The organism is Citrobacter sp. wls615 (genome assembly GCF_005281355.1).
Taxonomy (GTDB): domain Bacteria; phylum Pseudomonadota; class Gammaproteobacteria; order Enterobacterales; family Enterobacteriaceae; genus Citrobacter; species Citrobacter werkmanii.
In genome coordinates this window covers 113,078-137,106 of sequence record NZ_SZXM01000027.1, presented here as the reverse complement: position 1 = coordinate 137,106, position 24,029 = coordinate 113,078, and the positions used below count along the sequence as shown (strand labels likewise).

At 51.6% G+C, this 24,029-nt stretch carries 26 protein-coding genes; 12 read left to right on the top strand and 14 right to left on the bottom strand.

The window, feature by feature from the left end; all coding sequences use genetic code 11:
* The first annotated feature begins 86 nt into the window (after positions 1-86).
* From FDX04_RS10340 to FDX04_RS10325, 4 genes are read left to right on the top strand one after another with little or no spacing between them, the layout of a single operon-like run.
* On the top strand, positions 87-647 hold the full coding sequence (locus FDX04_RS10340; protein WP_137360489.1) for a molecular chaperone: 561 nt from the start codon (positions 87-89) through the stop codon (positions 645-647).
* Positions 637-2,907 (top strand): molybdopterin-dependent oxidoreductase, encoded by a 2,271-nt coding sequence (locus FDX04_RS10335; RefSeq protein ID WP_137370885.1) that lies wholly within the window; start codon positions 637-639, stop codon positions 2,905-2,907. The genes FDX04_RS10340 and FDX04_RS10335 overlap by 11 nt, the downstream gene beginning before the upstream one ends.
* Positions 2,904-3,461 carry a 4Fe-4S dicluster domain-containing protein gene (locus FDX04_RS10330; RefSeq protein ID WP_042309843.1) on the top strand — a complete coding sequence of 186 codons (558 nt, stop codon included), beginning with the start codon at positions 2,904-2,906 and terminating at the stop codon, positions 3,459-3,461. The genes FDX04_RS10335 and FDX04_RS10330 overlap by 4 nt, the downstream gene beginning before the upstream one ends.
* A complete protein-coding gene (locus tag FDX04_RS10325; RefSeq protein ID WP_137360491.1) occupies positions 3,461-4,228 on the top strand; it encodes a DmsC/YnfH family molybdoenzyme membrane anchor subunit in 768 nt (255 codons plus the stop codon). Before FDX04_RS10330 ends, FDX04_RS10325 begins: the two co-directional genes overlap by 1 nt.
* 69 nt (positions 4,229-4,297) lie before the next feature.
* On the opposite strand, the gene uspG is transcribed toward FDX04_RS10325, so the two are convergent.
* Both uspG and rnk read right to left on the bottom strand, forming a co-directional pair.
* On the bottom strand, positions 4,298-4,726 hold the full coding sequence (gene uspG / locus FDX04_RS10320; protein WP_016152215.1) for a universal stress protein UspG: 429 nt from the start codon (positions 4,724-4,726) through the stop codon (positions 4,298-4,300).
* A 187-nt stretch (positions 4,727-4,913) separates the two neighbouring features.
* Positions 4,914-5,324: a nucleoside diphosphate kinase regulator gene (gene rnk / locus FDX04_RS10315; RefSeq protein ID WP_005120853.1), complete on the bottom strand. Its 411-nt coding sequence runs from the start codon at positions 5,322-5,324 to the stop codon at positions 4,914-4,916.
* Between the two features lie 276 nt (positions 5,325-5,600).
* On the opposite strand from rnk, the gene FDX04_RS10310 reads away from it, so the two are divergent.
* The gene (locus FDX04_RS10310; RefSeq protein ID WP_038638697.1) at positions 5,601-6,431 is read left to right on the top strand and encodes an alpha/beta fold hydrolase; all 831 of its coding nucleotides are present in this window, start codon (positions 5,601-5,603) and stop codon (positions 6,429-6,431) included.
* A 96-nt stretch (positions 6,432-6,527) separates the two neighbouring features.
* Positions 6,528-7,151, top strand: a complete 624-nt coding sequence (locus tag FDX04_RS10305) for a flavin reductase family protein (RefSeq protein WP_042309838.1) — start codon at positions 6,528-6,530, stop codon at positions 7,149-7,151.
* Positions 7,152-7,192: 41 nt separating this feature from the next.
* On the opposite strand, the gene rna is transcribed toward FDX04_RS10305, so the two are convergent.
* From rna to citC, 8 genes are all read right to left on the bottom strand, one after another.
* Positions 7,193-7,999: a ribonuclease I gene (gene rna, locus FDX04_RS10300; protein ID WP_137370884.1), complete on the bottom strand. Its 807-nt coding sequence runs from the start codon at positions 7,997-7,999 to the stop codon at positions 7,193-7,195.
* 110 nt (positions 8,000-8,109) lie between these two features.
* Positions 8,110-9,573, bottom strand: a complete 1,464-nt coding sequence (citT, locus tag FDX04_RS10295) for a citrate/succinate antiporter CitT (protein ID WP_038638704.1) — start codon at positions 9,571-9,573, stop codon at positions 8,110-8,112.
* A 25-nt stretch (positions 9,574-9,598) separates the two neighbouring features.
* Positions 9,599-10,504, bottom strand: a complete 906-nt coding sequence (gene citG, locus FDX04_RS10290; RefSeq protein WP_137370883.1) for a triphosphoribosyl-dephospho-CoA synthase CitG — start codon at positions 10,502-10,504, stop codon at positions 9,599-9,601.
* Entirely contained in the window at positions 10,473-11,027 is a 555-nt protein-coding gene (gene citX / locus FDX04_RS10285; RefSeq protein ID WP_137370882.1) for a citrate lyase holo-[acyl-carrier protein] synthase, read from the bottom strand. The genes citG and citX overlap by 32 nt, the downstream gene beginning before the upstream one ends.
* Before the next feature lie 3 nt (positions 11,028-11,030).
* Positions 11,031-12,563: a citrate lyase subunit alpha gene (citF, locus tag FDX04_RS10280; RefSeq protein WP_042309829.1), complete on the bottom strand. Its 1,533-nt coding sequence runs from the start codon at positions 12,561-12,563 to the stop codon at positions 11,031-11,033.
* Positions 12,564-12,572: 9 nt separating this feature from the next.
* Entirely contained in the window at positions 12,573-13,481 is a 909-nt protein-coding gene (locus FDX04_RS10275; protein ID WP_137360542.1) for an aldolase/citrate lyase family protein, read from the bottom strand.
* Positions 13,478-13,774 carry a citrate lyase acyl carrier protein gene (gene citD, locus FDX04_RS10270; protein ID WP_003831276.1) on the bottom strand — a complete coding sequence of 99 codons (297 nt, stop codon included), beginning with the start codon at positions 13,772-13,774 and terminating at the stop codon, positions 13,478-13,480. The genes FDX04_RS10275 and citD overlap by 4 nt, the downstream gene beginning before the upstream one ends.
* Entirely contained in the window at positions 13,771-14,847 is a 1,077-nt protein-coding gene (gene citC, locus FDX04_RS10265) for a [citrate (pro-3S)-lyase] ligase (protein ID WP_137360494.1), read from the bottom strand. The genes citD and citC overlap by 4 nt, the downstream gene beginning before the upstream one ends.
* Positions 14,848-15,235: 388 nt before the next feature.
* Between citC and dpiB the strand changes: the two genes are divergently transcribed.
* Positions 15,236-16,897 carry a sensor histidine kinase DpiB gene (gene dpiB / locus FDX04_RS10260; RefSeq protein WP_137360495.1) on the top strand — a complete coding sequence of 554 codons (1,662 nt, stop codon included), beginning with the start codon at positions 15,236-15,238 and terminating at the stop codon, positions 16,895-16,897.
* Entirely contained in the window at positions 16,866-17,546 is a 681-nt protein-coding gene (dpiA, locus tag FDX04_RS10255) for a two-component response regulator DpiA (protein ID WP_137360496.1), read from the top strand. The genes dpiB and dpiA overlap by 32 nt, the downstream gene beginning before the upstream one ends.
* Before the next feature lie 113 nt (positions 17,547-17,659).
* On the opposite strand, the gene dcuC is transcribed toward dpiA, so the two are convergent.
* Positions 17,660-19,045, bottom strand: coding sequence for an anaerobic C4-dicarboxylate transporter DcuC (dcuC, locus tag FDX04_RS10250; protein ID WP_061381653.1), 1,386 nt, complete (start codon positions 19,043-19,045; stop codon positions 17,660-17,662).
* A 449-nt stretch (positions 19,046-19,494) separates the two neighbouring features.
* Between dcuC and pagP the strand changes: the two genes are divergently transcribed.
* Together pagP and cspE are read left to right on the top strand one after the other, a co-directional pair.
* Positions 19,495-20,058, top strand: coding sequence for a lipid IV(A) palmitoyltransferase PagP (gene pagP / locus FDX04_RS10245; RefSeq protein WP_038638726.1), 564 nt, complete (start codon positions 19,495-19,497; stop codon positions 20,056-20,058).
* A 187-nt stretch (positions 20,059-20,245) separates the two neighbouring features.
* Entirely contained in the window at positions 20,246-20,455 is a 210-nt protein-coding gene (gene cspE, locus FDX04_RS10240; RefSeq protein WP_000034825.1) for a transcription antiterminator/RNA stability regulator CspE, read from the top strand.
* 51 nt (positions 20,456-20,506) lie between these two features.
* On the opposite strand, the gene crcB is transcribed toward cspE, so the two are convergent.
* Positions 20,507-20,890 (bottom strand): fluoride efflux transporter CrcB, encoded by a 384-nt coding sequence (gene crcB, locus FDX04_RS10235; RefSeq protein WP_003831281.1) that lies wholly within the window; start codon positions 20,888-20,890, stop codon positions 20,507-20,509.
* Positions 20,891-20,980: 90 nt separating this feature from the next.
* Between crcB and FDX04_RS10230 the strand changes: the two genes are divergently transcribed.
* On the top strand, positions 20,981-21,769 hold the full coding sequence (locus tag FDX04_RS10230) for a deaminated glutathione amidase (protein WP_042309822.1): 789 nt from the start codon (positions 20,981-20,983) through the stop codon (positions 21,767-21,769).
* Positions 21,770-21,897: 128 nt separating this feature from the next.
* Positions 21,898-22,101 (top strand): twin-arginine translocase subunit TatE, encoded by a 204-nt coding sequence (tatE, locus tag FDX04_RS10225; protein ID WP_042309820.1) that lies wholly within the window; start codon positions 21,898-21,900, stop codon positions 22,099-22,101.
* Positions 22,102-22,198: 97 nt separating this feature from the next.
* On the opposite strand, the gene lipA is transcribed toward tatE, so the two are convergent.
* Together lipA and lipB are read right to left on the bottom strand one after the other, a co-directional pair.
* A complete protein-coding gene (lipA, locus tag FDX04_RS10220) occupies positions 22,199-23,164 on the bottom strand; it encodes a lipoyl synthase (protein WP_042309819.1) in 966 nt (321 codons plus the stop codon).
* Positions 23,165-23,370: 206 nt separating this feature from the next.
* The gene (gene lipB, locus FDX04_RS10215) at positions 23,371-24,012 is read right to left on the bottom strand and encodes a lipoyl(octanoyl) transferase LipB (protein WP_042309816.1); all 642 of its coding nucleotides are present in this window, start codon (positions 24,010-24,012) and stop codon (positions 23,371-23,373) included.
* Between the last annotated feature and the right edge of the window lie 17 nt (positions 24,013-24,029).

Below are 24,029 nucleotides of genomic sequence, written 5' to 3'. Positions count from 1 at the left end.
TATCAAAAAAAGAATAGGCATTTTCTTTATTATATTAACCTGCACTATGTTTTCATTTCTTGTGTGAATAAATGGTTGGTTAATTCATGGGTGAAATATATGAAACCCTGACGATCTTTGAATCGACAGGGTTATTGTTGCGTGATTTTTTTATTTCTTCTGATAGTAATACGCTGAAAAAAGCTTATTCCGCGCTGGATACAAATGCCTCGACGTTGACAGAGCACGAGTGGCTGCAAGCGGAGTATGACTTCAATGCACTCTTTATCGGGCCGCAGGCGCTCAAGGCCGCACCGTTTGCTTCAGTTTATCTCGAAGAAGATGCTCTTGTTATGGGTCAATCAACCCTGAGTATTCGGGAATTCATGGCAAATATCGGCCTATCTATAAATCATGTGAATAATATTCCTGATGATCATATTTCATATGTATTGGAGTTGGCCGTTTTATTATCGGTAAACGCCCGGGCATCAGCAGAATATCAGACTGCCCTCACTCGATATGTAAATGAGTATATAGTGGTTTGGGTTCCCGATTTTATAGAAAAAATAAAGATAAATGCACAGACCGCCACGTTGAGAACCGTAGCGGGAAAATTGTCTTCTTGGCTTGATGAATTAAACACGAGAGTATCATATGAGCAATGAACCGGGAGTTCTGAACAGACGTTCATTTTTGAAAGGGTTGATTGCCCTTGGCACGGTGGCTGCCCTACCAGGGGGACTGCTGACTTCACGTTGCGCATTAGCGCAACCGCCCATTCCTTTTAACCCGAAAACCTACAAAATTTATCGCAACGCCTGTCCGCGTAACTGCTATGACACCTGTAGCCTGAAAACATGGGTGAAGGACGATGTCATCACCTTTGTAGAAGGCGCGCCTGAGTCAACGTTTACGCATGGAGCACCCTGTGTTAAAGGGTTGAGCTACCCGCGTCGGGTATACAGCCCGGATCGCATTAAATATCCAATGGTTCAGGATGTTCGCGGTAGCGGTAACTGGCGTCGTATTTCCTGGGACGAAGCAATGCAGCGCATTGCGACCAAGATGCTGGAGATCAAAAAGAAAGATGGTTCAATGCTGGGCCTGGCGATGACCAAATATTCCGGCAAATTCGGGGTATTGAACTATGCGGTTGAAGGGATGATGTCTTCGCTGGGTTACACCACCCGTTTTGCCGGAACGCCTTGTTGGCTTGCCGGTATCGATGCCCAGAACTACGATATGGGCGATATGTGGTGTAACGACCCGGAAGATTTTGTGAAAGCAAAATACATCATCATCTGGGGTGCTAATCCGGCATGGTGCTCAATGCACACCATGAAGTATATCTACCAGGCGCGGGAGAAAGGGGCGAAAGTGGTCGTTATCGATCCGCTGTTAACGCAGACCGCCGCAAAAGCCGATCTTTATTTACGCGTTCGTCCAGGTTCTGATGGTGCGCTGGCGCTGGGTATGGCACGCCATTTGGTGGATAAAGGCCTGGTGGACCAGGATTTCGTCAACAACTATTCTCATGGTTACCCGGAATTCGAAGCCTATCTGCGCAACAGTGTGACCGTTGAGTGGGCGGCTGAAATCTGTGGTTTGTCTGCGGATGTCATTCGTCAATTGGCGGAAGAATTTACGGCGGTTAATCCTGCTACCGTGTGGATTGGTTATGGCATGCAGCGCCATGTTAATGGTGGCGCGAATGTTCGTGCCATTGATGCTTTCGTCGCCATGACGGGTAATATCGGTATTGAAGGCGGCGGCGCTCGTTATGGGCATCTGCATACCTGGGGCTTTAACTACAATGCCATGCTGCAAAAGCCACCGGTAGGCTCCATCGGTATGCCTGGAGCAGCGGGTACAACCAGTGAGTTCGGTTCTGCTGGGGCAGTGGCGCAATATTCCGATCGTTCTCTTAATATCAACCAGACCGCCAAGGGAATTCTGGAAGCCAACGAACCGCCTGTTCGTATGCTTTGGGTCGCCTGTAAGAACCCGTTTGCTCAGGATTTCGATCGCAGTAAGATGGAAAAGGCGTTTGAAAAACTGGAAATGGTGGTGTGCGCCGATCAGTTCTTTAATGAAACCGTCCAGCACGCCGATATCGTCTTACCGGTCACTACGGCCTTTGAAGAGTGGAATGTTGATGCCTCCTACTGGCATTACTGGCTCTCTATCAACCAACCGGCCATTAAGCCGATGTATGAGGCGAAATGCGATCTGGAAATTGCCGTTTTACTCTCCCGGGCGATTAACAAGCTGGAGCCGGGTTCTTGCACATTCCCACAGGAGTTCGATCATAAGCGTTGGCTGGACCAGGAATTCAATGACGGGATGGGCAAAATGTTTGGCATCTCCTCCTGGGATGACTTGCTGGATGGCCCGAAAAAAGCCATTTTACCGAGTTCTGCGGCCTGGTATGACCGTAAATTTAAAACCCCCTCTGGAAAGTTTGAATTCAAATCTGAGCTATGTGAGAAAAATGGCCATACGGCGCTGCCGGAATATAAATCGGAGGCGAAAAGTACACTGCCATTCCACCTGTTTACACCGCATGTGCAGTTCGGTATCCACTCCCAATTTATCAACCTTGACTGGATGCAGGTCTTCTATCCGGAGCCGTTTGTCTATATGCATCCGATTTCTGCAGAAAAAAGAGGCATTGCCGAAAACGACCTGGTGAAAGTGTTTAACACCGTAGGTGAAGTAGAACTGCGTGCGAAGGTGACCGCTAACGTTCCGGAAGATTTCCTGGTGATGTACGAGGCGTGGTTTCCGAAACGGAAATACAACGTACAAAACGTGGTGGCGGATACCCCGGCCGATATGGGGCTGATGAAAACCGGTGCACCGGGTGCGGCGATCCACAGTCAGTTTGCGGATATCATTTTGGTAAGTAAAGGAGCAGCGGCATGAGACGCGCGTTTTTAGTCAATAGCGATAAATGCATCGGTTGCCGTGGCTGCGCGATGGCGTGTAAGAGTTTTAACCAGTTGGAGCCTGAACGTTTCTGGCGCTACGTCTATCCGCTGGATAAAGAAATTTATCCGCATGAAGAGCGGGCGTTCTACTCGCTGGCTTGCAATCACTGTGAAAACCCAGCCTGCCTGGCGGCTTGCCCGGTCGAGGCTTACACCAAACGTGAGGATGGTGTTGTGGTGCATAACCCGGAACGTTGTATTGGATGCAAAAACTGTATCCGTAATTGCCCATACGGAGCGCCGCGTTTCAATGAAGAGACGAAAAAGGCGGAAAAATGCAGCATGTGCTACGAACGCCTTGACGTTGGTATGCAACCGGCATGTGTAAATGCTTGTCCGGTGGGGGCGCTGACGCTAATCGATCTGGATGCCGACCCGATACCCAACAATGCCGTCCAGTATCCGCCGGGGTTCCCACGCATGCCGCAGCTTAATCCGGGCACGCGTTTTATCCTGGCGCGTCAACCGAAGCAGCCGGAGGTCAAGTAATGGAAAAGTATGAACTTCCTCTGGTCATTTTTACCGTACTGAGTCAGATGTCGGTTGGGATCACGCTGATTTTGACGCTACGCACGCTGCAAGGAAAACTGGAAAGCAAACGCTTGTACTGGCTGGTTACCGGTTTGGTTCTGGCGACTGCGTCCGTGGCAGCGATCCTGCACCTTGCGCATCCGGACCGTGCCTACAACGCCCTGATAAACCTGCAGCACGCCTGGCTGAGCCGTGAAATTCTTGGCGCAACCTTATATGGCGCGGCGGTGGGCGTGACGTTCCTGGCAAAAGGGCACAAGGTTCCGGCTGTTCTGGCGTCTGTCCTTGGAATTGCGCTGGTGGCGGTACAGGGTATGACCTATGCCGCACCGGCGATGGTGGCGATCGCCAACGGTCTGACGATGCTGCTGTTCTTCATCACCGTGTGGGTTATGGGTTGTGCGGCGATTCCGCTGCTTAATCTCGCACCTACCATTGCCGCATTACGCCAGGGAATTGTTGTTTGTATGGCGGTCATGATCGCAGCCCCAATTATCTGGTTAAGCGGCGGGACCATTATGCAGATGACCGCGCATGCCTGGCTGACCTCGCCGCTTTATCTGGCGAGCCTGGTTTGTCTGGCGCTGGCCTTTGTGTTGAGTCGTCAGGGCGAACGTCGGGCAAAAGCGTTGTTTGTTCTGCTGTTTGTTGGCGTAATCCTCAGTCGTCTGACATTCTTTGGCGATACGGTCAGCACCATCGTGAATATCGGTCATTTGTATTGATTGCACGATAATAAAACCCCCTGTCAGATGTTAACCTGGCAGGGGGTTTTTACAGCAAATCAGACGTTATTAACGAACAACCAATACCGGCAGAGTAGCATGGCGGACAACGCTGGAGGCGTTTGATCCGAGCAGGTGGGTACTGATGGACGGGTTACGCGACCCAATGACCACCACATCTGCATTCAACTCTTCACCCAACTCGTTGACCACGTCACGGACGCTACCAAAGCGCACGTGCTGTTTAATGCGGGAAGGATCGATGCTGAAGTGACCGACCATTGTTTGCAGGCGCGTTTCCGCTTCGTGCTGCAGATGCTCTTCAAAACGACGAACGTCAGCCGCAAAGCGGTGCAGGCTTAAGCTCGCTGAGCCTGGCAGCACATGCAGCAGATGGATAACGCCGTTTTCCTGTGCCAGGAATTCTGCATGGCGAATAGCCTTGTCACTCAGTTCCATTTCGAATACATCAACAGGCATTATGATTGTGTTGTACATAAACATTCTCCTTGTCATTACATGAACACATAACAGCATAGTATTAAAAATGATTCTGTCAGTCACGGCACAGATTTATGTTTTGCGAACAGGAAATAACGCGAGGGTAGGGAGATGAGGAGTAACCGGAAAGAGGATGCAGATGCATCCCCTGCAAGATAAAGCGAATAGCTTTGATAAGACAGAGTTAGCGCAGGTAGTCGCCCGCAGCTTCTGGTTGGTACTCAAGTTCGATGACTTCGAGGTGTGTTGAGGTACCGCCCGGCAGTTCCCAGTGAATGGTGTCGCCAACGCGAAGACCCAGAAGTGCCGCGCCAACAGGCGCCATGACGGAAAGCTGCGTGCTGCTGTCAGTCATGTTGGCCGGATACACCAGGGTACGCACACGGACTTCGCCATCACTCAGATTGCGGAATTTCACGCGGCTGTTCATGGTCACGACATCGTGCGGCATGGTTTCTGGAGAACACATTTGCGCGCGATCCAGTTCAGCGTTCAGGGCGTCGGCAATCGGTAAACCAGCAAACGCAGGTTGCTCCAACAGGCGGTCAATGCGTTCCGCATCGAGGTCGTTAATGATGATAGTTGGTCTGGACATTTATTACTCCATGTCGTCGATACTGCGGGTGCGCAGGTAAATAATCCCAAAAGAAAACCCTCACCGTCAGGCGGCAAGGGTTTAGCTTTTATGATGATACTGAGACTTACCCTATGTTTGAAGTGATTTAGTTCACATTCAGGTAAATCATCAATATTGTCGCGTATGCTGTGATTTTAGCCGAAAAACGTGATCGTTCTCCAATTTGCATTATGCTTTTTAAGCGCTCGTTGCGGGTGCGTCAATACAACTCAGTGTTCCGCTACAGGAGATCTCATGAGCCAGTACGACAAACTTACCTTAAAAGACGGCAGCTATTTGCATTTTAAAGACTGGGGAAGTGGACAGCCCATCGTGTTCAGCCATGGTTGGCCGCTGACGGCAGATGCGTTTGAGGATCAGATGCTGTTTCTTGGGTCGAAAGGATTTCGTGTGATCGCCCATGACAGGCGCGGACATGGCCGCTCGGCCCAACCGTGGGATGGCCACAATATGGATCAGTATGCTGACGATCTGGCTGAACTTACCGCGCATCTCAATCTTAAAGATGCCGTGCACGTTGGGCACTCTACCGGCGGGGGGGAAGTGGCGCGTTACATTGGTCGCCATGGGACGCAGCGGGTGGCAAAAGCGGTGTTAATTGGCGCGGTGACGCCCATCATGATCAAGACCGACTTTAACCCGAATGGCGTGCCGAAAGAGGTGTTTGATGGCATCCGGGAAGGGGTAGTGAACGATCGCGCCGCCTTCTTCTATGAACTGACCGCGGCATTCTATGGTTATAACCGTCCGGGCGCGAAAGAGTCGAAAGCTGTCCGGGAAAGTTTTGTTGAACAGGGCTTACAAGGGTCTATCAAAGCGTTGTACGACTGCATTCATGCGTTTTCAGAAACAGACCTGCGTGGCGACCTCGAAAAAATGACCATCCCGACGCTGGTGATCCACGGCGATGACGATCAGATTGTCCCGTTTGAAACCTGCGGCAAGGTCGCGGCAGAAATATTGCCGGACGCGCAGTTGAAGGTGTATGCCGGTGGTTCTCACGGCATTTGCACCACCCATAAACAGCAGATCAATGGCGATCTGCTTAACTTTATTCAGTCGTAATCTTTAACGGATTGTTCTACGCTGATCCTCTTTTTCCAGGGAGATGAGCGAAGCATAATTCGTGCTGCGCTACCGTTAACGACACCAGAGAAGGCTATGTATTTCTATCAACCATCACAGGGACACGGCTTACCGCACGACCCGCTCAATGCCATCATTGGACCGCGCCCCATTGGCTGGATTGCGTCGCGCGATAGCAACGGGCGACATAATCTGGCGCCGTACAGTTTCTTTAACTGCTTTAACTACCATCCGCCGATTATTGGTTTTGCCAGCAGCGGCTGGAAAGATAGCGTGCAGAATATTGTCGAAACCGGTGAGTTTGTCTGGAACCTGACCACCCTTGAACTGGCTGGCGCGATGAATGAAACGTCTGCCAGTTTGCCGCACGGTGAGGACGAGTTTTTTGCCGCTGGGCTGAGTAAAGCCGACAGCCGGATTGTCGGCGTGCCGCGCGTGGCGCAAAGCCCGGTTAATTTTGAGTGCCGCTTATCGCAAAGCCTGCAACTGACTACCGCTGATGGCTCACCGGTTGATACCTGGCTGGTATTGGGGGAAGTGGTAGGCATTCACATAGACGAAACGCTCCTGGAAGACGGCATCTATCAGACGGCGAAAGCGAAACCGGTACTGCGTGCTGGTGGGCCAACGGCGTATTATTCGATCAGTGAAACACACCGCTTTGATTTAGTTCGCCCGGACGCCCGAGCAAAACGCTAACCATGCAGACCGACGCCAGGCTGCGGCGTCGGTCGCTATTTTCAATATCCTGCCTTGTCGATAATAAACTGTTTACCGCAGTTACCCGGATGCGGCTGCGGTAAGAATGACTGCGCAGATAGCGGTTGGTTGATGGTGTCGGCTTTCAGGGATAGCTGGATCTCTGTGAGATAAGCCGGATTGCCGTGGCAGCTTAGCTTCACGGCTTTGACGTTCTCTTTGCCCCAGCTTTTGGCGATAGCGGCGTCAAATGCGTTGCGGCTGACGGTTTTACCGTAGTTATCCGCGAGGAACTTGCCCGCTTCACTGTTCTTAACCTCATTATTCAGCCGCACCATCGTGCCAAAGTACACGTCGGGATCAAAACCAAAACAGGCGCCGTGTTTGGCATACTCGTAGCGTTCCAGACAGGATGTTCCGCCAGCCCCGGGCATCACCGCGCTCAGTTTCGCCGCACTCTCGAGTGACAGGCCGGTTTCAGGTGCTGCGCATTTACGGCTGGCACGCGCTTCAGGCAGGTTAGGAATGGGACGCGTTGCGCAGCCAAAACGCATCCAGCGGCGGTTATCTACTCCGCGAGCGGCGATCGATTTTGGCAGGCTGGGCCACAGGCCGTGAACGGTCAGGAAATCCGCTTTGTCCGCGCTCTCTTTTTGCAGACGACATTCGTCAGGCTCCTGACGATTACGCTCGTGTTGGCTTTGACAGAAACCGGTTTGCCAGGAAAGGGCCAGCACGTAGCGGTCAAAATCAGCGTACTGTTTTGCCTGAAGTTCATCGGCCTGAGCCGCAGAAACTGGGAGCATAAGTGCTGCCAGTAAAGAAGAATAACGCCACGTTGATGTCATGATGATTTCGGATACTTATATAAATTCTGAATATCATCTATTTAATCATAAAAAATGCCAGTCAGGATTAGCTGACTGGCATCATTTTCATCAGGCGTGAGCAGGAATGATTAGCTCCACATTGCCAGAATCGGCCAACCGACCAGCAGAAGCATAGCGATGTAGATAACGCCGAAGATAGCTCCCAGACGCCAGTAGTCTTTGGACTTCACATAACCACAACCGTAGATGATAACGCCAGGGCCTGTTGCATACGGAGTCAGGCAGCCCATGATACCGATGGACAGCACCAGCAGGATACACAGATGTTCCATTGGAACGCCTGGGATACCTTTACCGACCGCCAGAATAACCGGCAGCATGGTGGCGGTGTGTGCGGAAAGGCTGGCAAACAGGTAGTGAGCAAAGTAGAACACCAGCACTAGCACGATCACGGTCGCGTTAGGCGAGAAACCTTCCAGGTGCGTGCTCATGGTGTTCGCGAACCAGTCGATGAAGCCTGAACGGGTCAAACCATTTGCCATAACAACCAGCGTGGCGAGGTTAACCAGGGTGTTCCATGCGCTGTTATAGCGGGTAATATCTTTCCACGGTACAACGTGCAGCGCCAGCATCAGGGAAACGGCCAGCAGACCCACCGCGGTGGCATCAATCAGTTTACCCCCGAAGACCCACAGACCCAGGCTGAGCAGAACCAGACCGATCAGGGTTAGTTCTTTACGCGTCAGTTTACCCATGGTTTTCAGTTCTTCACCGGCCCATGCGGCAACTTCAGCACTGTGAGTGACTTCTGGTTTGTACAGAACGTAGGACAGCCACGGCGCAACGATCAGCAAAATAATACCGACCGGCAGGAAGCTGAGGAACCATTGCAGCCAACTGATTTGAATGCCAGCAATTTTGTTGACGAATTCCAGACCCAGTACGTTCGGCGCCGCGCCGGTCACGAACATAGAGGAGCTCAGGCTGGTACTGATGACCATCATCCACATCAGATATCCGCCGATACGGCGCGCGGAAGGATCGTTCGGGAATGATTTAAATAGCGGCGGCAGGTTTTTGATAACCGGGAATACGGTACCACCGGTACGCGCGGTGTTGGACGGTGTAAACGGCGCCAGCAGGATGTCGATAATAACAATCGCATAGCCCAGCGTCAGGGTACGTTTACCCATGAATTTCACCATGAACAGCGCGATACGACGACCCAGGCCGGTAACTTCATAACCCAGTGCGAAAATAAACGCGCCAAACACCAGCCACACGGTGGTGCTGGAGAAGCCCGCCAGACCCCACTTCAGCGCTTGCTTACCCGCTTTGAATGCCGGGTCGGCCAGCTCGGAAGCGTCAAACAGCAGATAGTTACTGCCGATAACGCAGATCGTCACGGCGATAAAGCTGATTGCTGTTGCCGGAATTGGCTCCAGAATCATCCCGACAATCATGGCCACGAACACGGCAAAATAGTGCCATGCCTGTGGGGGCATGCCATCAGGGACGGGGATAAGAAACATGACGCCCATGACTACCAATGGGGCCAGTAACTTCCAAATTTTATCTTTTGCTAAAGACATGTGTGTGATTCTCCGGAAAGGATCTTTAATTGTGATAATGATGAACTTGTGAAATCTGAGCTAAGAACCATGTGACGATCAGCAGATCGGCGCTGCCCCCGGGACTGAGGTTGCGTTCAATGCACTGTTGGTCGAACTGGCGTAGGTATTCGAGATCGGCAGGGGTACGAATCCCGCCTTGTTGTAACAAGGTGGAGGCCTGCTGCTGTAGCCAGCGCAAACCTTCTGCGCCACCACGGGAAGCCACGTTGGTGTCGCCGTTGACAGACATCAGCAGCAGTAACGTATCGAGTAACGCCAGTTCAGGATCGCGGCCCTCAGCCAGCAGCGCACGGTAGTGCGGCAGAGCATGCTGAATAACGAGGGGATATCCTGCTTCGGCTTCGCCGCGGGCGCCGGTTAATCCCAGTTGCTGATAAAGACGTTGGCCGGCCGTGAGTTGTTGGTTGTTCTGGCGCAGTTCGCGCCCGGTCAGGCCACGGCAAAATGTTGCTGCCGTAGAGCAAAGGGTTTCAGCGGTAACGCTCAGGCGGAGCTGGAGCAGGCGGCCAATGGCGGCGCACAGTAATCCCAGCGAGAAGATGCTGCCTTTATGGGTGTTCACTCCGGCAGTGGCGCGAAACATATCGGCTTCGCAGGCCATGCCCAGAGGACGCAGTCCTTGCAGGACATCTTCCGGCGACTGCTGTGCGCTAAATGCGCCGTATTCGATAAAACGCGGTAGCCATGTCTGAATCGCTTCAGCACTGCGATAAAAATCTTCCAGCGCCATATCTTTATGCGCGCCGTTATTAATACGATCTACCAGACCCGGTTTGGGCGACAGGTTGACTTCCGTCAGCATGGCGCGCCACGCCAGCATGGCGTAAGCGGCAGGCAGATCCAGAGGAAGGACTGCGTTATGAGTTGATGTTGCGGGAATCGGCATCATGCAGCAGTGCCTCCATCTGAATGAGTAAGTCGGAAAGCGCGTGAGTTTTACCCCGCGCGCATTCGGCAGCGCTTTGCCCGCACAGCAGACAGCGGCGGGCAGGGAGCGCGAAATGACGCCGGGACAGAATTTCCCCTTCAGGGTTCAGGACGTCGATGTCCCATAACCGTCCCAGCGGATGTGAATGCTCAAGTCCGATAGTGGCGAGCTTGAGGTCCCGGGCCGGAGCCTCAATGGCCAGCAGGCCTTCCGGTCCGCTGGCAGAGACCAGCGCAGTTTGCTCCCTGACAATCCAGGCGGATTTTTCCGCCAGCGCGAGCAGGGCGGTGACGCCGTGATTAAAGATGCGACGGGTTAATTCGCTGTCTTTAACCGGACCTGGCGCGACCACGGTAAACGAGACCAGTGGCGCGTGATGACGCGTGAGCCAGGCATGCTGCCTTGCCTGTCTCTCATCGCGGCTGGCGAGCAGCCCGGGAATGGAGACCGCGTGGCAGGTGGCGTGTTCAGGGAGCAGGTGCATGGCTTATTCCTTCACCTGATGCACAACGTCAATGACCGAACCATCGCGGTAGCGCACAACGGCAATTACGCGGTCGGTAAATTCGATGGCGCGCGGTTGACCGGTTAACTGCTGGGCACGTTCGCGCAGCCATTCAATCGACACCACTTTCATGCCAGCTTCCTGCAGGCGTTCCGCCAGTTCAGGGCGGGCAGGGTTGACGGCGATACCGTGGTCGGTAACCAGAATGTCAACGCTGGAACCTGGGGTTACGCAGGTCAGCACGTTATCTACCAGTGTCGGGATGCGTCCGCGAACCAGCGGTGCGACGATGATGGAAAGCGCTGCGGCCACAGCCGTATCGCAGTGACCACCGGAAGCGCCACGCAGTACGCCGTCGGAGCCGGTCAGTACGTTAACGTTGAAGCTGGTGTCGACTTCTAATGCGCTCAGGACCACAACGTCCAGACGGTCAACGGATGCGCCTTTCGAGCCCCAGTTAGCGTACTGGTTAGCGCTGATCTCAATGTGATTTGGATTGCGGGCCAGAGATTTCGCGGCGGCACTGTCGAAGCTTTGTACATCCAGCAGTTTGCGGATTAAGCCTTTTTCATGCAGATCAACGATGGTGGCGGTGATGCCGCCCAGCGCGAAATCGGCATGGATGTCACGGCTACGCATTTTGTCTTCCAGGAAACGGGTAACGGCCAGAGATGCGCCGCCGGTGCCTGTCTGCAATGAGAAGCCTTCATTGAAGTAACCGGAGTTAGCAATGACGTCTGCCGCACTGCGGGCGATCAACAATTCACGTGGATTGGTGGTCATACGGGTCGCGTCCGCACCAATTTTGTCCGCATCGCCGACCTGGTCGATCTGCACGATCAGATCCACCTGATCCTGGGTAATGCTGGCCGGGTTATGCGGATAGGTCAGCAGCTGTTCTGTCAGCAGGACAACCTGTCTGGCGTTTTCGGCATCGACGCGGGCATAGCCCAGTGAACCGCAGCACGCTTTACCGGTATAACCGTTAGCGTTACCAAACTGGTCGCAGGACGGTACGCCGAGGAATGCGACATCAATGTTGAGCTCGCCACTTTGCACCAGGTGTACACGACCGCCGTGGGAGTGGATTTGCACTGGCTCAGCCAGCAGACCACGAGAGATCTCTTCTGCCAGCGGGCCACGCAGCCCGGAGGTATAAATTCGGCTGACCACGCCCTGACGGATGTGCTCAACCAGCGGCGCATGGCAGTCGCTCAGGGAGCTTGAGGCCAGCGTCAGATTTTTAAAGCCCATGCTGGCGATGGCGTCCATCACCAGGTTAATCGTCAGATCGCCACCGCGAAATGCGTGGTGGAAAGAGATGGTCATACCATCCTGTAAACCTGAACGACGAATAGCGTCTTCCAGATTAGCGCACAGCTTTTTGTCGCGCGGTTTTTGCGCCTGCAGTTCTGCTTTTGCGGTGCTCTGATAAGCGGAAAGCTCGCTTTCTGCATGACGGCTCCAGGTCGCCACGCGATCCTGGCGTTGAGACTGTTCGATTTTCTGCGTCATTTTTTTGCCTTATTCTTCGCGAATGCCGGAAAGTTCTGCCCGGGAGATAACCAGAAGGGCGCGCTCGATAACCGGGCTGTCAACCATCTTGCCGTTCAGGGAAACCACGCCACGACCTTCGCGGGCGGCAGCTTCAGCGGCTTCCACCACCAGACGGGCGTGAGCCAGCTCTTTACGCGTCGGGGCATACAGGTTGTGCAGAAGTTCAATCTGGCGAGGGTTGATCAGCGACTTGCCGTCAAAACCCAGCTGCTTGATGTGTGAGGCTTCGTGCAGGAAACCTGCTTCGTTGTTGGCATCGGAATAGACGGTATCGAACGCCTGAATACCGGCAGAGCGCGCAGCCTGTAAAATAGAGCAGCGGGCAAACAGCAGTTCAGTCCCTTCCGGGGAACGTTCAGTACGCAGGTTACGCACATAATCTTCTGCACCCAGGGCAATACCAATCAGGCGTTCTGAAGCGTGGGCGATTTCTACCGCGCGGGTAATGCCTAACGGCGACTCGATGGCGGCTAACAGGCCGGTGCTGCCGGGCTCACGTCCGCAGGCGTTTTCGATGCGCAGGATTTCGTTTTCAATGTCGGTGACATCCTGTGCGGTATCGGTTTTCGGTAAACGCACGATGTCAGCGCCGCCGCGCACAACAGCTTCGAGATCGTTGATGCCCCATTCGGAGTCGAGGGCGTTCACGCGCACGATGGTTTCAACGTCGTGATACAGCGGATGCTGCAGCGCGTGGTACACCATGCGGCGGGCGGTATCTTTTTCACGCAGCGCGACGGAGTCTTCCAGGTCGAACATCAGCGCATCAGCCGGGTAGATAAACGAGTTGCTGACCATGGCGGCATTGGCGCCCGGTACGAACAACATGCTACGGCGGGTACGGGTTTTACGTTGTTGCAAAGATTCGGCAATCACTGGCAATCCTCCCATGGCAGTGCCGGAATACCGCCAGCGCGGGCCAGTAGTGCTTCCAGTCGCGCACGTAAAATGCAGTCCAGTGCGCCTTTATCATCAACATTTAATTGCACGCCGCGTACGTTGTAGCGGGACAGTACGTCCAGAATGGTGGCCCGAATGGCATCACCGAACTGCTTTTCGACGCTACTGTTAACCTGCAGGTCAATATCCTGCGAATCGAGTGGGGCGATGCGGATCATCACATCACCGGACTCGAGTGTGCCTGCGACGGCTGCCTGGTTTATTTTCATTTTTCACCTGTTGCTAATGCGGGGGTATTTTGGCGGACTGCCGCACCCGATGAGGCTCGTTCAGCCATGCTTTGCAGATAGCGCAGCGTGGCGTCAGGAACCAGGGATGCGATAGCCGTGAGATCTTTTTTAACCAGCAGCTTGCGCACCCAGGAGGCGGAAATCGGCATCTCCTGGAAGCACAGCCGCTCAATTTCCACCAGTTCAATCGGTGGGGCGGGAAGCGTTGGGGTCTCCAGCCAGTAACGCATATCGTTGTTGTACTGGGAGGTGACGGTGCAATACGGCTCGGTACCCACGAAACGGTGCGTAACGCCGAGAGCCGGGGCCAGGTACTGGCGGAAGATTTTCAGGTCTATTTCGGTGTAGCAGTGGTTAATAACGCTCTGCTCTTTGATGAAGTAGCACGGGAACGTGGCGCGGGAAATGATGTATTCCGAACCGCGATGCACGGTTAAACGCGGAATGTCTTTTGTCCCTTTGAGTACCAGATCCAGTCGGTCTTCATACGGAAAACGCGAGGTATCTTCTTTCACCAAAAACAGATGCAGCCAGTCACATTGCGCGGCCGCCTGTTGGATCAGAAAACGATGACCGTTGGTGAAGGGGTTGGCGTTCATGACGATACAGCCAATTTTTTTCCCTTCATGACGCTGTTTTGCCAGCGATTCGGCGTAGCGTTTCAGCCGTGTGGTGCTGTTTTCCATCAATACCATAATGCCGGGCACGCTGGTGAGCGTGGAAAAGCCGCACTGTTTAAACAGCGATTCGTACTCAGTTTTGGTATAGATGAAGAGGTGCGTACAGTGGCGCTCATAGGCGAGGTTGATGAGTTCTGTCGCCAGCGTCAGCGCCAGGCCTTCACCGCGCACGGACTCACAAATCGCGACGCACTTAATGATATTTCCGGCGATACCGCCACAGGCAATCAGGCGATCGTCACGGGTGACGGTGATAAATACTTCGACGGTGGTATCAACGCTCAGATCGTTCTCTTTCAGAAATTGCGCGATAGCCGCCATCTTTTTATTTTCTGAGCGTTTGACTTGCGTGAATATATTATTACCGAACATAGTGAATAGAGCCCCGACGCTATATTTGTTACTGGGTTTCTGTTTTTGTTGCTCTGATTAGCAACCTGATAACGTTTCGTTTGCAATTGAAGGGAATGATTTTTTATTACGGAGTATTTCTTTTTTTCCCTGCTGCATACATCGTAAGGAGTATTTTGGAGGTAATTTTTGATTTATTTCACAATAAGTTAGAAGGTTTTAATGTGTTTTATGGTTTTAAGTTTTTTAATTAATTTAACTCGGAAATAGTGCGCGGTTTTAATTTGTTTAATTGATTTAAGGTGGGGAATCTGCAACGATCCTGTTTTATACCGTGACTTTTAAATAAAACATTTTTATTACAACTACAATAGAAAATAAGTTTCGGTAACGTCGGTGAGGAAAAATTATGGCAGAGCAGAAAAATAAAACACGGTTTCCTTTTTTTCGCAGTCTGGCGTTTCCGTTACGCATCTTTCTGCTCATTCTGGTCGTTTCTGTTCTTATTATCGCAGCGTTAGCACAATACTTTACCGCCAGTTTTGAAGATTATCTGACGACACACGTCCGTGATATGGCAATGAACCAGGCCAAAATCATCGCCTCTAATGACAGCATCATCGCGGCGGTGAAGCATCGTGATTACAAGCGTCTGGCGACTATTGCCGACAAACTACAGAGTGGGACTGATTTCGACTATGTCGTTATTGGAGATACGCACTCCATTCGTCTTTATCATCCGAACCCGGAAAAAATTGGTTACCCGATGCAGTTCACCAAGCCTGGCGCGCTGGAAAAAGGTGAGAGCTACTTTATTACCGGTAAAGGATCTATTGGGATGGCAATGCGCGCCAAAACTCCTATCTTTGATGACGATGGCAAAATCATTGGCGTGGTCTCAATTGGCTATCTGATCAGTAAAATTGACAGCTGGCGATCGGATTTCTTACTGCCAATGGCTGGGGTATTTATCCTGTTGTTGTTGGTACTTATGCTGCTCTCCTGGTTTTTTGCTGCCCATATTCGTCGGCAGATGTTAGGGATGGAACCTAAACAAATCGCGCGGGTGGTGCGTCAGCAGGAAGCGCTGTTCAGCTCGGTGTATGAAGGGTTGATTGCCGTTGATCCTGACGGATATATCACCGCGATTAACCGCAGTGCGAGGAAAATGCTGGGGCTGTCATCGCCGGGTCGAAAGTGGCTGGGCAAACCGGTAAATGAAGTCGTTCAGCCATCGGACTTTTTCACCCAGCAGATTGCGGAACAACGCCAGGATGCGATGGTTAATTTTAATGGGTTGAGCGTTATCGCCAACCGTGAGGCGATTCGCTCCGGTGACGACCTGCTCGGCGCCATTATCAGTTTTCGTAGTAAAGATGAAATTGCTACCCTTAATGCACAATTAACGCAAATCAAACAGTATGTTGAGAGCCTGAGAACGCTGCGTCATGAGCACCTGAACTGGATGTCGACCATCAATGGCCTGCTGCAAATGAAAGAGTATGACCGGGTGCTGGCTATGGTTCAGGGAGAGTCACAGGCACAGCAGCAACTGATTGACAGCCTGCGCGGCGCCTTTGCCGATCGTCAGGTGGCGGGATTGTTATTTGGTAAGGTACAACGTGCGCGGGAACTGGGTCTTACGATGGCCATTGTTCCTGGCAGCCGACTGCACCAACTGCCTGAAGGGCTGGATAGCACAGAGTTTGCAGCAATTGTTGGCAATCTGCTTGATAATGCATTTGAAGCGAGTTTACGCACCCAGCAAGGCAACAAAGTCGTCGAACTCTATTTGAGCGACGAAGGGGATGATGTGGTCATCGAAGTTGCCGATCAGGGATGCGGTGTGCCGGAAGCATTGCGTGAAAAAATATTTGAACAGGGTGTAAGCACCCGTACCGATGAACCAGGCGAACATGGCATCGGTTTGTATCTGATTGCAAGTTATGTGAGGCGCTGTAACGGGGTGATTACGCTCGAAGATAACTCCCCTTGCGGCACCTTATTTTCTTTATTTCTTCCGAAAGTGAAAAAAAATAATGACGGAACCATTAACGCTACTGATCGTTGAGGATGAAACGCTACTGGCGGAAATGCATGCTGAATATATCCGCCATATACCCGGCTTCAGCCAGATATGGCTGGCGGGTAATCTTGCGCAGGCAAGAATGATGATTGAGCGTTTTAAGCCCGGTTTGATTCTTCTTGATAACTACTTACCGGACGGTAAGGGTATTACTTTGTTGCATGAGCTGACCCAGGCGCGCTATCCGGGCGGTGTGGTCTTTACCACGGCGGCCAGCGATATGGAAACGGTCTCCGAGGCCGTGCGCAGCGGCGCGTTTGATTATCTGGTCAAACCTATCGCTTACGAGCGGTTGGGGCAGACGCTTACGCGGTATCAACAGCGCAGACGCATGCTGGCAGGCAATGACAACGCTAGTCAAAAGCAGATTGATGAAATGTTTAACGCCTACGCGCGCGGCGAGCCGAAAGGCGATTTGCCGACCGGGATTGATGCGTTAACGCTGAATGCGGTGCTGAAGCTATTTGCCGATCCGACGGTACATCATACTGCGGAAACGATCGCCCAGGCGCTCACCATCAGTCGTACGACCTCCAGACGCTATCTGGAGTACTGTGCCAGCCGCCATTTGATTATCGCGGAGATTATTCACGGGAAGGTAGGCAGGCCGCAGCGTATTTATCACGGCGGCTAAATGCTGATTTCTGAAGTAGGCCGGATAAGATGCTTTAGCATCGCCATCCGGCAACGGGGTTGAAATGCCGGATGCGGCGTAAATGCATTATCCGGCCTACATTTCGATGAAAGTCAGCCGCCAACAACGGCTGAAGAAGAGCCTGGTACCATCACTTCGGTGGCGATAATCACCACCAGCAGTCCGACCAGTACCGGAACCGAGGTACGTTTCACGACTTCGAACGGAGAAATCTTCGCCATCCCTGCCACCGCCACAACGACGCCGGAGACCGGAGATATGGTACGCCCGAGGTTGGAAGCCTGAAGCATCGGGATAGCGAGGTAAGCCGGGTTAATGCCGGAAGAGTGTGCCAGTTTCGGGATCATCTCAACGAAAGCATAGAACGGGGCGTTACCGGAACCCGTGGTCATGGCCGCCAGCATGGTCAGGATCACCAGTACCAGCATCAGAATAATACTCGCTGAGCCAAACGAGGTGGCGATAGAAATCAGGCTTTGAATAAAGCCGATGGTGCTCAGCCCTTGGGCAAAAACACCCGCTGCAACGAGCAGCATTACTACGTTGGCAAAGGCATCCGCCATGCCACGGTAAGCGACTTCCAGACCTGAAAACACCTTTTGAGTGTTGAATCCACGAATAAATTCCAGAACGGCGGCGATGAGCATGCACAGTACCAGAATCGTAATGATGTGCAGCTGTGGACCCCATTTACCATCAAAAATCAGGACGCCTACGATCGGTGTAAACGGCAGGATGGCGTAAAAAGACGGCGCGGTAGTGGTGATTTCTGCCACGTCTAACATTTCGTGAGAAATGTTCTCTTTTTTATCCAGGTAGCGCTGCCAGAAAAAGTGTGCGATCGCCATAGCAATGATGGCGGCAATGGAAATTGGCAGCGTGGTTTTAAACGCGAAATCAATCAACGGCATTTCTGCGGCTTTTGCCGCCAGCACCACATCACCGGATGTCGGTGAAAGAATGATTGCAGCGGGGGAGGCACATATGGCCGCCGCGGCGCCACGGCTGATCCCAACGTTTACCATGACCGGGAACAGCGTTGCCATCAGCAATACACCCAAGCCGGTAGCTGACGAGACTGCCAGCGACATCAGACAGGCGACAAAATAGGCGGCAATCATCAACAGATAAGGTGAGTTGATATATTGCAGCGGTTTGGAGGCCAGCTTAACTACCATATCGTTCGCGCCAATATGCGTCATGTAGGCGGCAAAACCACACAGCATCATAATCATCATGCCGAGATCGCCACCGCGGCTCATCAGCAAAATTTTAATGTATTCAACAATGTCTGTAGCAGTATAGCCTGTCGTTGCTGCGCTGGAAGGCAGAACTTTATGTCCCATCACCGCACTGATAATCAGCAAAACCAGACCGCCAACAAACAGTACGCCGGTGGCGGAATAACCTTTGATGATGTAGCGCGCCACACCCACAATAACCACAACCCCAATAAGGAGTTCAATAAATGTCAACATTGTTTCCCCTGTCGCATTGCTGCCCAGAAAGTAAAAAAACTAAAAAAAGTAAAAAGTGGTGACAGAATGTGCCTAATAAACCGATAACTATTGCTGATTGAAATCAATAAAAATACGGATTCAACCGATGGCCAGACTGTTTTTTCAACATCGTGGTTTAAAAAAGAATCTCCCCGGCAAAAACTGTGAAACGCATTGCTGTTGTGCGTATTTTGATATTAAAATGTTAAATTGTTGTTTCTTTATTTGCTTGTCACGTTTGAAAAGAACAATTTAATAGCAATTAAGAGAAACTTATCCCTGTAATAAAGCCCAGTAAATAGAGGGGAATCATCTTATAAGCATTATCCAAAGAATATTCTGATTTTTTACCTGCGCATTTTTGTTAAGTTAACATTAAGGTTGAGTTTGCTACAATTGCTAATAACTCCCAGGATGGTAATTAAGTTGTGATTGTCGCTAAACGATATTTTCTCATTTTTTCATTTCTTTTTATTCAGTTAGCTTTCATTCCCCAGGGGGCTGCTGAAGATAAAGGCTGGTTTGCCACGTTTAAAGATAATGTCAGTGAAACCTGGCAGCAGCCGGAACATTATGATCTGTATGTACCGGCTATTACCTGGCATGCCCGTTTTGCTTACGATAAAGAAAAAACGGATCGCTACAACGAGCGACCTTGGGGGGCAGGATTTGGCCAATCCCGCTGGGATGATAAAGGAAACTGGCACGGGCTTTATATTATGGCCTTTAAGGATTCCTACAATAAATGGGAACCGATTGGCGGCTACGGCTGGGAGAAAACATGGCGTCCGCTGCCTGATGAAAACTTCCATACCGGCCTTGGCTTTACTGCTGGCTTTACCGCGCGCGATAACTGGAACTACATACCCGTGCCGGTGCTGTTACCGCTGGCGTCAATTGGTTATGGTCCGGCAACGTTCCAGATGACCTACATTCCAGGAACCTATAACAATGGTAACGTCTACTTTGCGTGGTTACGCTTCCAGTTTTGATAGGCTACCTGTAGTGTCAGCCAGGTATTAAAAATCATTAAAAAACAGATAGATGGCAACTCTCACTGAAAAATAACGCGACATTTATCACTTTTTGATAAAGTTCGACTGGACAAAGCGCACCACAATTGTTGTACTGATACCCGACACAGCATTTGTGTCTATTTTTCATGTAAAGGTAATTTTGATGTCTAAGATTAAAGGTAACGTTAAGTGGTTTAATGAGTCCAAAGGATTCGGTTTCATTACTCCGGAAGATGGCAGCAAAGACGTGTTCGTACACTTCTCTGCAATCCAGACCAATGGTTTTAAAACTCTGGCTGAAGGTCAGCGCGTAGAGTTCGAAATCACTAACGGTGCCAAAGGCCCTTCTGCTGCAAACGTAATCGCTCTGTAAGCATACGACAGCAAGCATTCAAAACCCGCTTAATTGCGGGTTTTTTTCGCTCTAATGTGCGGGAGAGGCAGAAACCAGCCAGAATGCCAGAGCGGTCATCGCAAATGATCCCAGTAGATTAACCAGCACATTCACCATAGCCCAGCCAAAGCGTCCTTCCTGAAGTAAAAACACGACCTCTGCCGAGAAGGTGGAGAACGTTGTCAGCCCGCCGCAAAAGCCGGTAGTAATCAGAACCTTCCACATTGGATCGATGTTTGTCATACGATTAAACCACGCCAGACCCATACCAATGATAAACGCGCCAAGTAAGTTTGCCGCCAGTGTACCGAATGGAATAGCCTGATGCAGTGGGTTGAAGCGCATGCTCAACATCCATCTTGCTACGCTACCTGTACCACCACCGATAAAAACCGCTAAAAGAAGTTGTAACACTGCTAAATCCTGCTATTTGATTGTATATAGGGTGAGTGTAACGCTGAATAATCGTTGTTGGCGAGCCTGACAAACTTTTCTGGAGGGAATATGTTCGTTGCAGCAGGGCAGTTTGCCGTGGGACCTTCGTGGGAAAGGAATGCAGAAACCTGTGCATCATTGATGTCTCAGGCCGCAGGAGAGGGAGTATCGTTGTTGGTACTACCGGAGGCGTTGCTGGCCCGTAACGATATTGACCCTGACCTGTCAGTAAAGTCAGCACAATTGCTGGAGGGTGGGTTTCTGACACGTTTACTCCAGGAAAGCGCGCAAAATGAGATGACGACAATCCTGACGATTCATGTTCCTTCTGTGCCAGGCCGGGCATTTAACATGTTGGTGGCGTTACGAGGAGGCCGGGTGGTTGCCCATTATGCAAAATTGCATCTTTACGACGCGTTCGCGATTCAGGAGTCGCGGAATGTCGATGCTGGAGACGCCATAGCGCCGCTGCTGGACGTAGACGGATTAAAGGTAGGGTTGATGACCTGCTATGACCTGCGTTTCCCTGAGCTGGCGTTAGCGCACGCTCTGCAGGGGGCAGACATACTCGCTTTACCTGCCGCATGGGTGCGGGGAGCACTAAAAGAGCATCACTGGGCAACATTGTTGGCGGCAAGAGCCCTGGATGCCACTTGCTATGTTATTGCGGCAGGAGAATGTGGTAATAAGAACATTGGTCAAAGCCGGGTCATCGATCCTTTTGGCGTGACCATTGCCGCCGCGGCAGAAACGCCTGCGCTGATTATGGCCGAGGTTTCAGCAGAGCGGGTGAAGCAGGTCAGGGCCCAACTTCCGGTATTAAGTAACCGACGCTTTGCGCCACCGCAATTATTATGACGTTTTTTTAAACAAGGCTTGATTCACCTTGTTACAGATTGCTATTGTGTGCGCGCGTCGAAAGGCCGTTAATATTCTCAGGTTAATATGGCGCTTTATGCAGCCTGGTTTAAGTTAAGAAGGTATCTATGGGTGAGATTAGTATTACCAAACTGCTGGTGGTTGCCGCACTGGTCGTTCTGCTGTTTGGTACCAAGAAGTTACGTACACTGGGTGGAGACCTGGGAACGGCAATTAAGGGCTTTAAGAAAGCGATGAACGACGATAATGCCGATGCCAGAAAAGAGGCTGATGGTAGCGTTCAGGCGGAAAAGCTCTCTCATAAAGAGTAATGTCAGGAGCATGATGCTCTTACTGTGTGCTCTGTATGAAAAAAACCGGCAATTTGCCGGTTTTTTTATTGCTGAAATGTAAGTGAGTATTACACGATTACTTCACTTCCAGCCCTTTAGCCTGCATGTCAGCGTGGTATGAAGAACGAACGAATGGGCCGCAGGCTGCATGGGTAAATCCCATCGCCATGGCTTCGGCTTTCATCTCGTCGAACTCATCCGGGCTGACGTAGCGTTGCACTGGCAGGTGATGGCGGCTCGGCTGTAAATACTGCCCCAGCGTCAGCATGGTCACGCCATGGCTGCGCAGATCGCGCATGACTTCAATGATTTCGGCATTGGTTTCACCCAGACCTACCATCAGACCCGATTTAGTCGGGATCTCCGGGTGCGCTTCTTTGAAACGCGCCAGAAGCTTCAGCGACCAGTTGTAGTCAGCTCCCGGACGTACGTTACGGTAAATACGCGGTACGTTTTCGAGGTTGTGGTTAAATACGTCCGGCGGTGTGGCCGTGAGAATATCCAGCGCGCGATCCATACGACCACGGAAGTCAGGCACCAGAGTTTCGATCTTAATCGACGGACTTTTCTCGCGAATAGCAGTGATACAGTCAGCAAAGTGCTGAGCACCGCCGTCACGTAGATCGTCACGGTCAACGGAGGTAATGACGACATAGCGCAGCGCCATGTCCGCAATGGTCTGAGCCAGTTTCAACGGCTCGTTGGCATCAGGCGCAACCGGACGGCCATGGGCAACGTCACAGAATGGGCAACGGCGAGTACAGATTGCGCCGAGGATCATAAAGGTTGCGGTTCCGTGATTGAAACATTCAGCCAGGTTAGGGCAGGAAGCTTCTTCGCAGACAGAGTGCAGGCCGTTTTTGCGCATTGCCGCTTTGATGCCCTGGATGCGAGTGGAGTCCGCTGGCAGTTTTATTTTCATCCATTCCGGTTTACGCAGCAGGGCTTCACGCTCTGTTGCCACATTTTTAACCGGGATAAGAGCCATCTTATCGGCATCGCGGTATTTAACACCGCGTTCCATCACAATGGGTTTACTCATAGCTTGCGTGTTCCAGTTGCGAATTACGAAGGAAAGCGTTTCAATTCAAGGGAATGTTGCATTTATCAACTATTTTTGAATTAGTGATACGCAGTATATCATTGAAACGGGCCAGAAAGCAGCCTGACAGGCTGGCAAAATGTAAAATAGTTGTTGTTTTGTGCCATTTGCCACAACATATGCCGTGGCAAAGTATGACCGCATTTTTAGTCCGCAACGTATTCGTGCGGTGGGTTACCCAACAACGCCAGAATGTTGGCCAGCAGGCGTGGGCGAATGCTCTCAGTGGTGGCCGCGCTATCCCATTGCGATACTTTTGCCATCTCCATTCCGGCATAACCGCAAGGGTTGATACGCAGGAAAGGCGACAGGTCCATATCCACGTTGAGCGCTAAGCCGTGAAATGAACATCCCTTACGAATACGTAACCCTAATGAGCAGATTTTCTTCTCACCGACATAAACGCCAGGCGCGTCGGCTCGCGGGTGGGCGTCGATGCCAATTTCCGCAAGGGTATTGACGACAGTTTGCTCCAGCAGCGTAACCAGCTCGCGAACACCCAGTTTGCGGCGTTTCAGGTTCAACAGCACATACATGACCTGTTGGCCCGGTCCGTGGTAGGTCACCTGACCACCACGATCGCTCTGAATCACCGGAATATCTCCCGGCATCAGTACGTGCTCGGCTTTACCGGCCTGACCCTGAGTAAAGACAGGATAATGCTCTACCAGCCAGATTTCATCATGACTGTTTTCATCGCGGGTATCGGTAAATTCGTGCATGGCCAGAGAGACTGGCTCGTAAGGTTGAAGACCGAGCTGGCGGACCAGAATTTTATCCTGATACAAAACGGCATCTCCGTAGA

Coding starts and splice junctions, on each gene's coding strand:
- FDX04_RS10340 (WP_137360489.1), top strand. CDS start 87: ATGGGTGAAATATATGAAACCCTGACGATCTTTGAATCGACAGGGTTA.
- FDX04_RS10335 (WP_137370885.1), top strand. CDS start 637: ATGAGCAATGAACCGGGAGTTCTGAACAGACGTTCATTTTTGAAAGGG.
- FDX04_RS10330 (WP_042309843.1), top strand. CDS start 2,904: ATGAGACGCGCGTTTTTAGTCAATAGCGATAAATGCATCGGTTGCCGT.
- FDX04_RS10325 (WP_137360491.1), top strand. CDS start 3,461: ATGGAAAAGTATGAACTTCCTCTGGTCATTTTTACCGTACTGAGTCAG.
- uspG (WP_016152215.1), bottom strand. CDS start 4,726: ATGTACAACACAATCATAATGCCTGTTGATGTATTCGAAATGGAACTG.
- rnk (WP_005120853.1), bottom strand. CDS start 5,324: ATGTCCAGACCAACTATCATCATTAACGACCTCGATGCGGAACGCATT.
- FDX04_RS10310 (WP_038638697.1), top strand. CDS start 5,601: ATGAGCCAGTACGACAAACTTACCTTAAAAGACGGCAGCTATTTGCAT.
- FDX04_RS10305 (WP_042309838.1), top strand. CDS start 6,528: ATGTATTTCTATCAACCATCACAGGGACACGGCTTACCGCACGACCCG.
- rna (WP_137370884.1), bottom strand. CDS start 7,999: ATGACATCAACGTGGCGTTATTCTTCTTTACTGGCAGCACTTATGCTC.
- citT (WP_038638704.1), bottom strand. CDS start 9,573: ATGTCTTTAGCAAAAGATAAAATTTGGAAGTTACTGGCCCCATTGGTA.
- citG (WP_137370883.1), bottom strand. CDS start 10,504: ATGATGCCGATTCCCGCAACATCAACTCATAACGCAGTCCTTCCTCTG.
- citX (WP_137370882.1), bottom strand. CDS start 11,027: ATGCACCTGCTCCCTGAACACGCCACCTGCCACGCGGTCTCCATTCCC.
- citF (WP_042309829.1), bottom strand. CDS start 12,563: ATGACGCAGAAAATCGAACAGTCTCAACGCCAGGATCGCGTGGCGACC.
- citD (WP_003831276.1), bottom strand. CDS start 13,774: ATGAAAATAAACCAGGCAGCCGTCGCAGGCACACTCGAGTCCGGTGAT.
- citC (WP_137360494.1), bottom strand. CDS start 14,847: ATGTTCGGTAATAATATATTCACGCAAGTCAAACGCTCAGAAAATAAA.
- dpiB (WP_137360495.1), top strand. CDS start 15,236: ATGGCAGAGCAGAAAAATAAAACACGGTTTCCTTTTTTTCGCAGTCTG.
- dpiA (WP_137360496.1), top strand. CDS start 16,866: ATGACGGAACCATTAACGCTACTGATCGTTGAGGATGAAACGCTACTG.
- dcuC (WP_061381653.1), bottom strand. CDS start 19,045: ATGTTGACATTTATTGAACTCCTTATTGGGGTTGTGGTTATTGTGGGT.
- cspE (WP_000034825.1), top strand. CDS start 20,246: ATGTCTAAGATTAAAGGTAACGTTAAGTGGTTTAATGAGTCCAAAGGA.
- FDX04_RS10230 (WP_042309822.1), top strand. CDS start 20,981: ATGTTCGTTGCAGCAGGGCAGTTTGCCGTGGGACCTTCGTGGGAAAGG.
- tatE (WP_042309820.1), top strand. CDS start 21,898: ATGGGTGAGATTAGTATTACCAAACTGCTGGTGGTTGCCGCACTGGTC.
- lipA (WP_042309819.1), bottom strand. CDS start 23,164: ATGAGTAAACCCATTGTGATGGAACGCGGTGTTAAATACCGCGATGCC.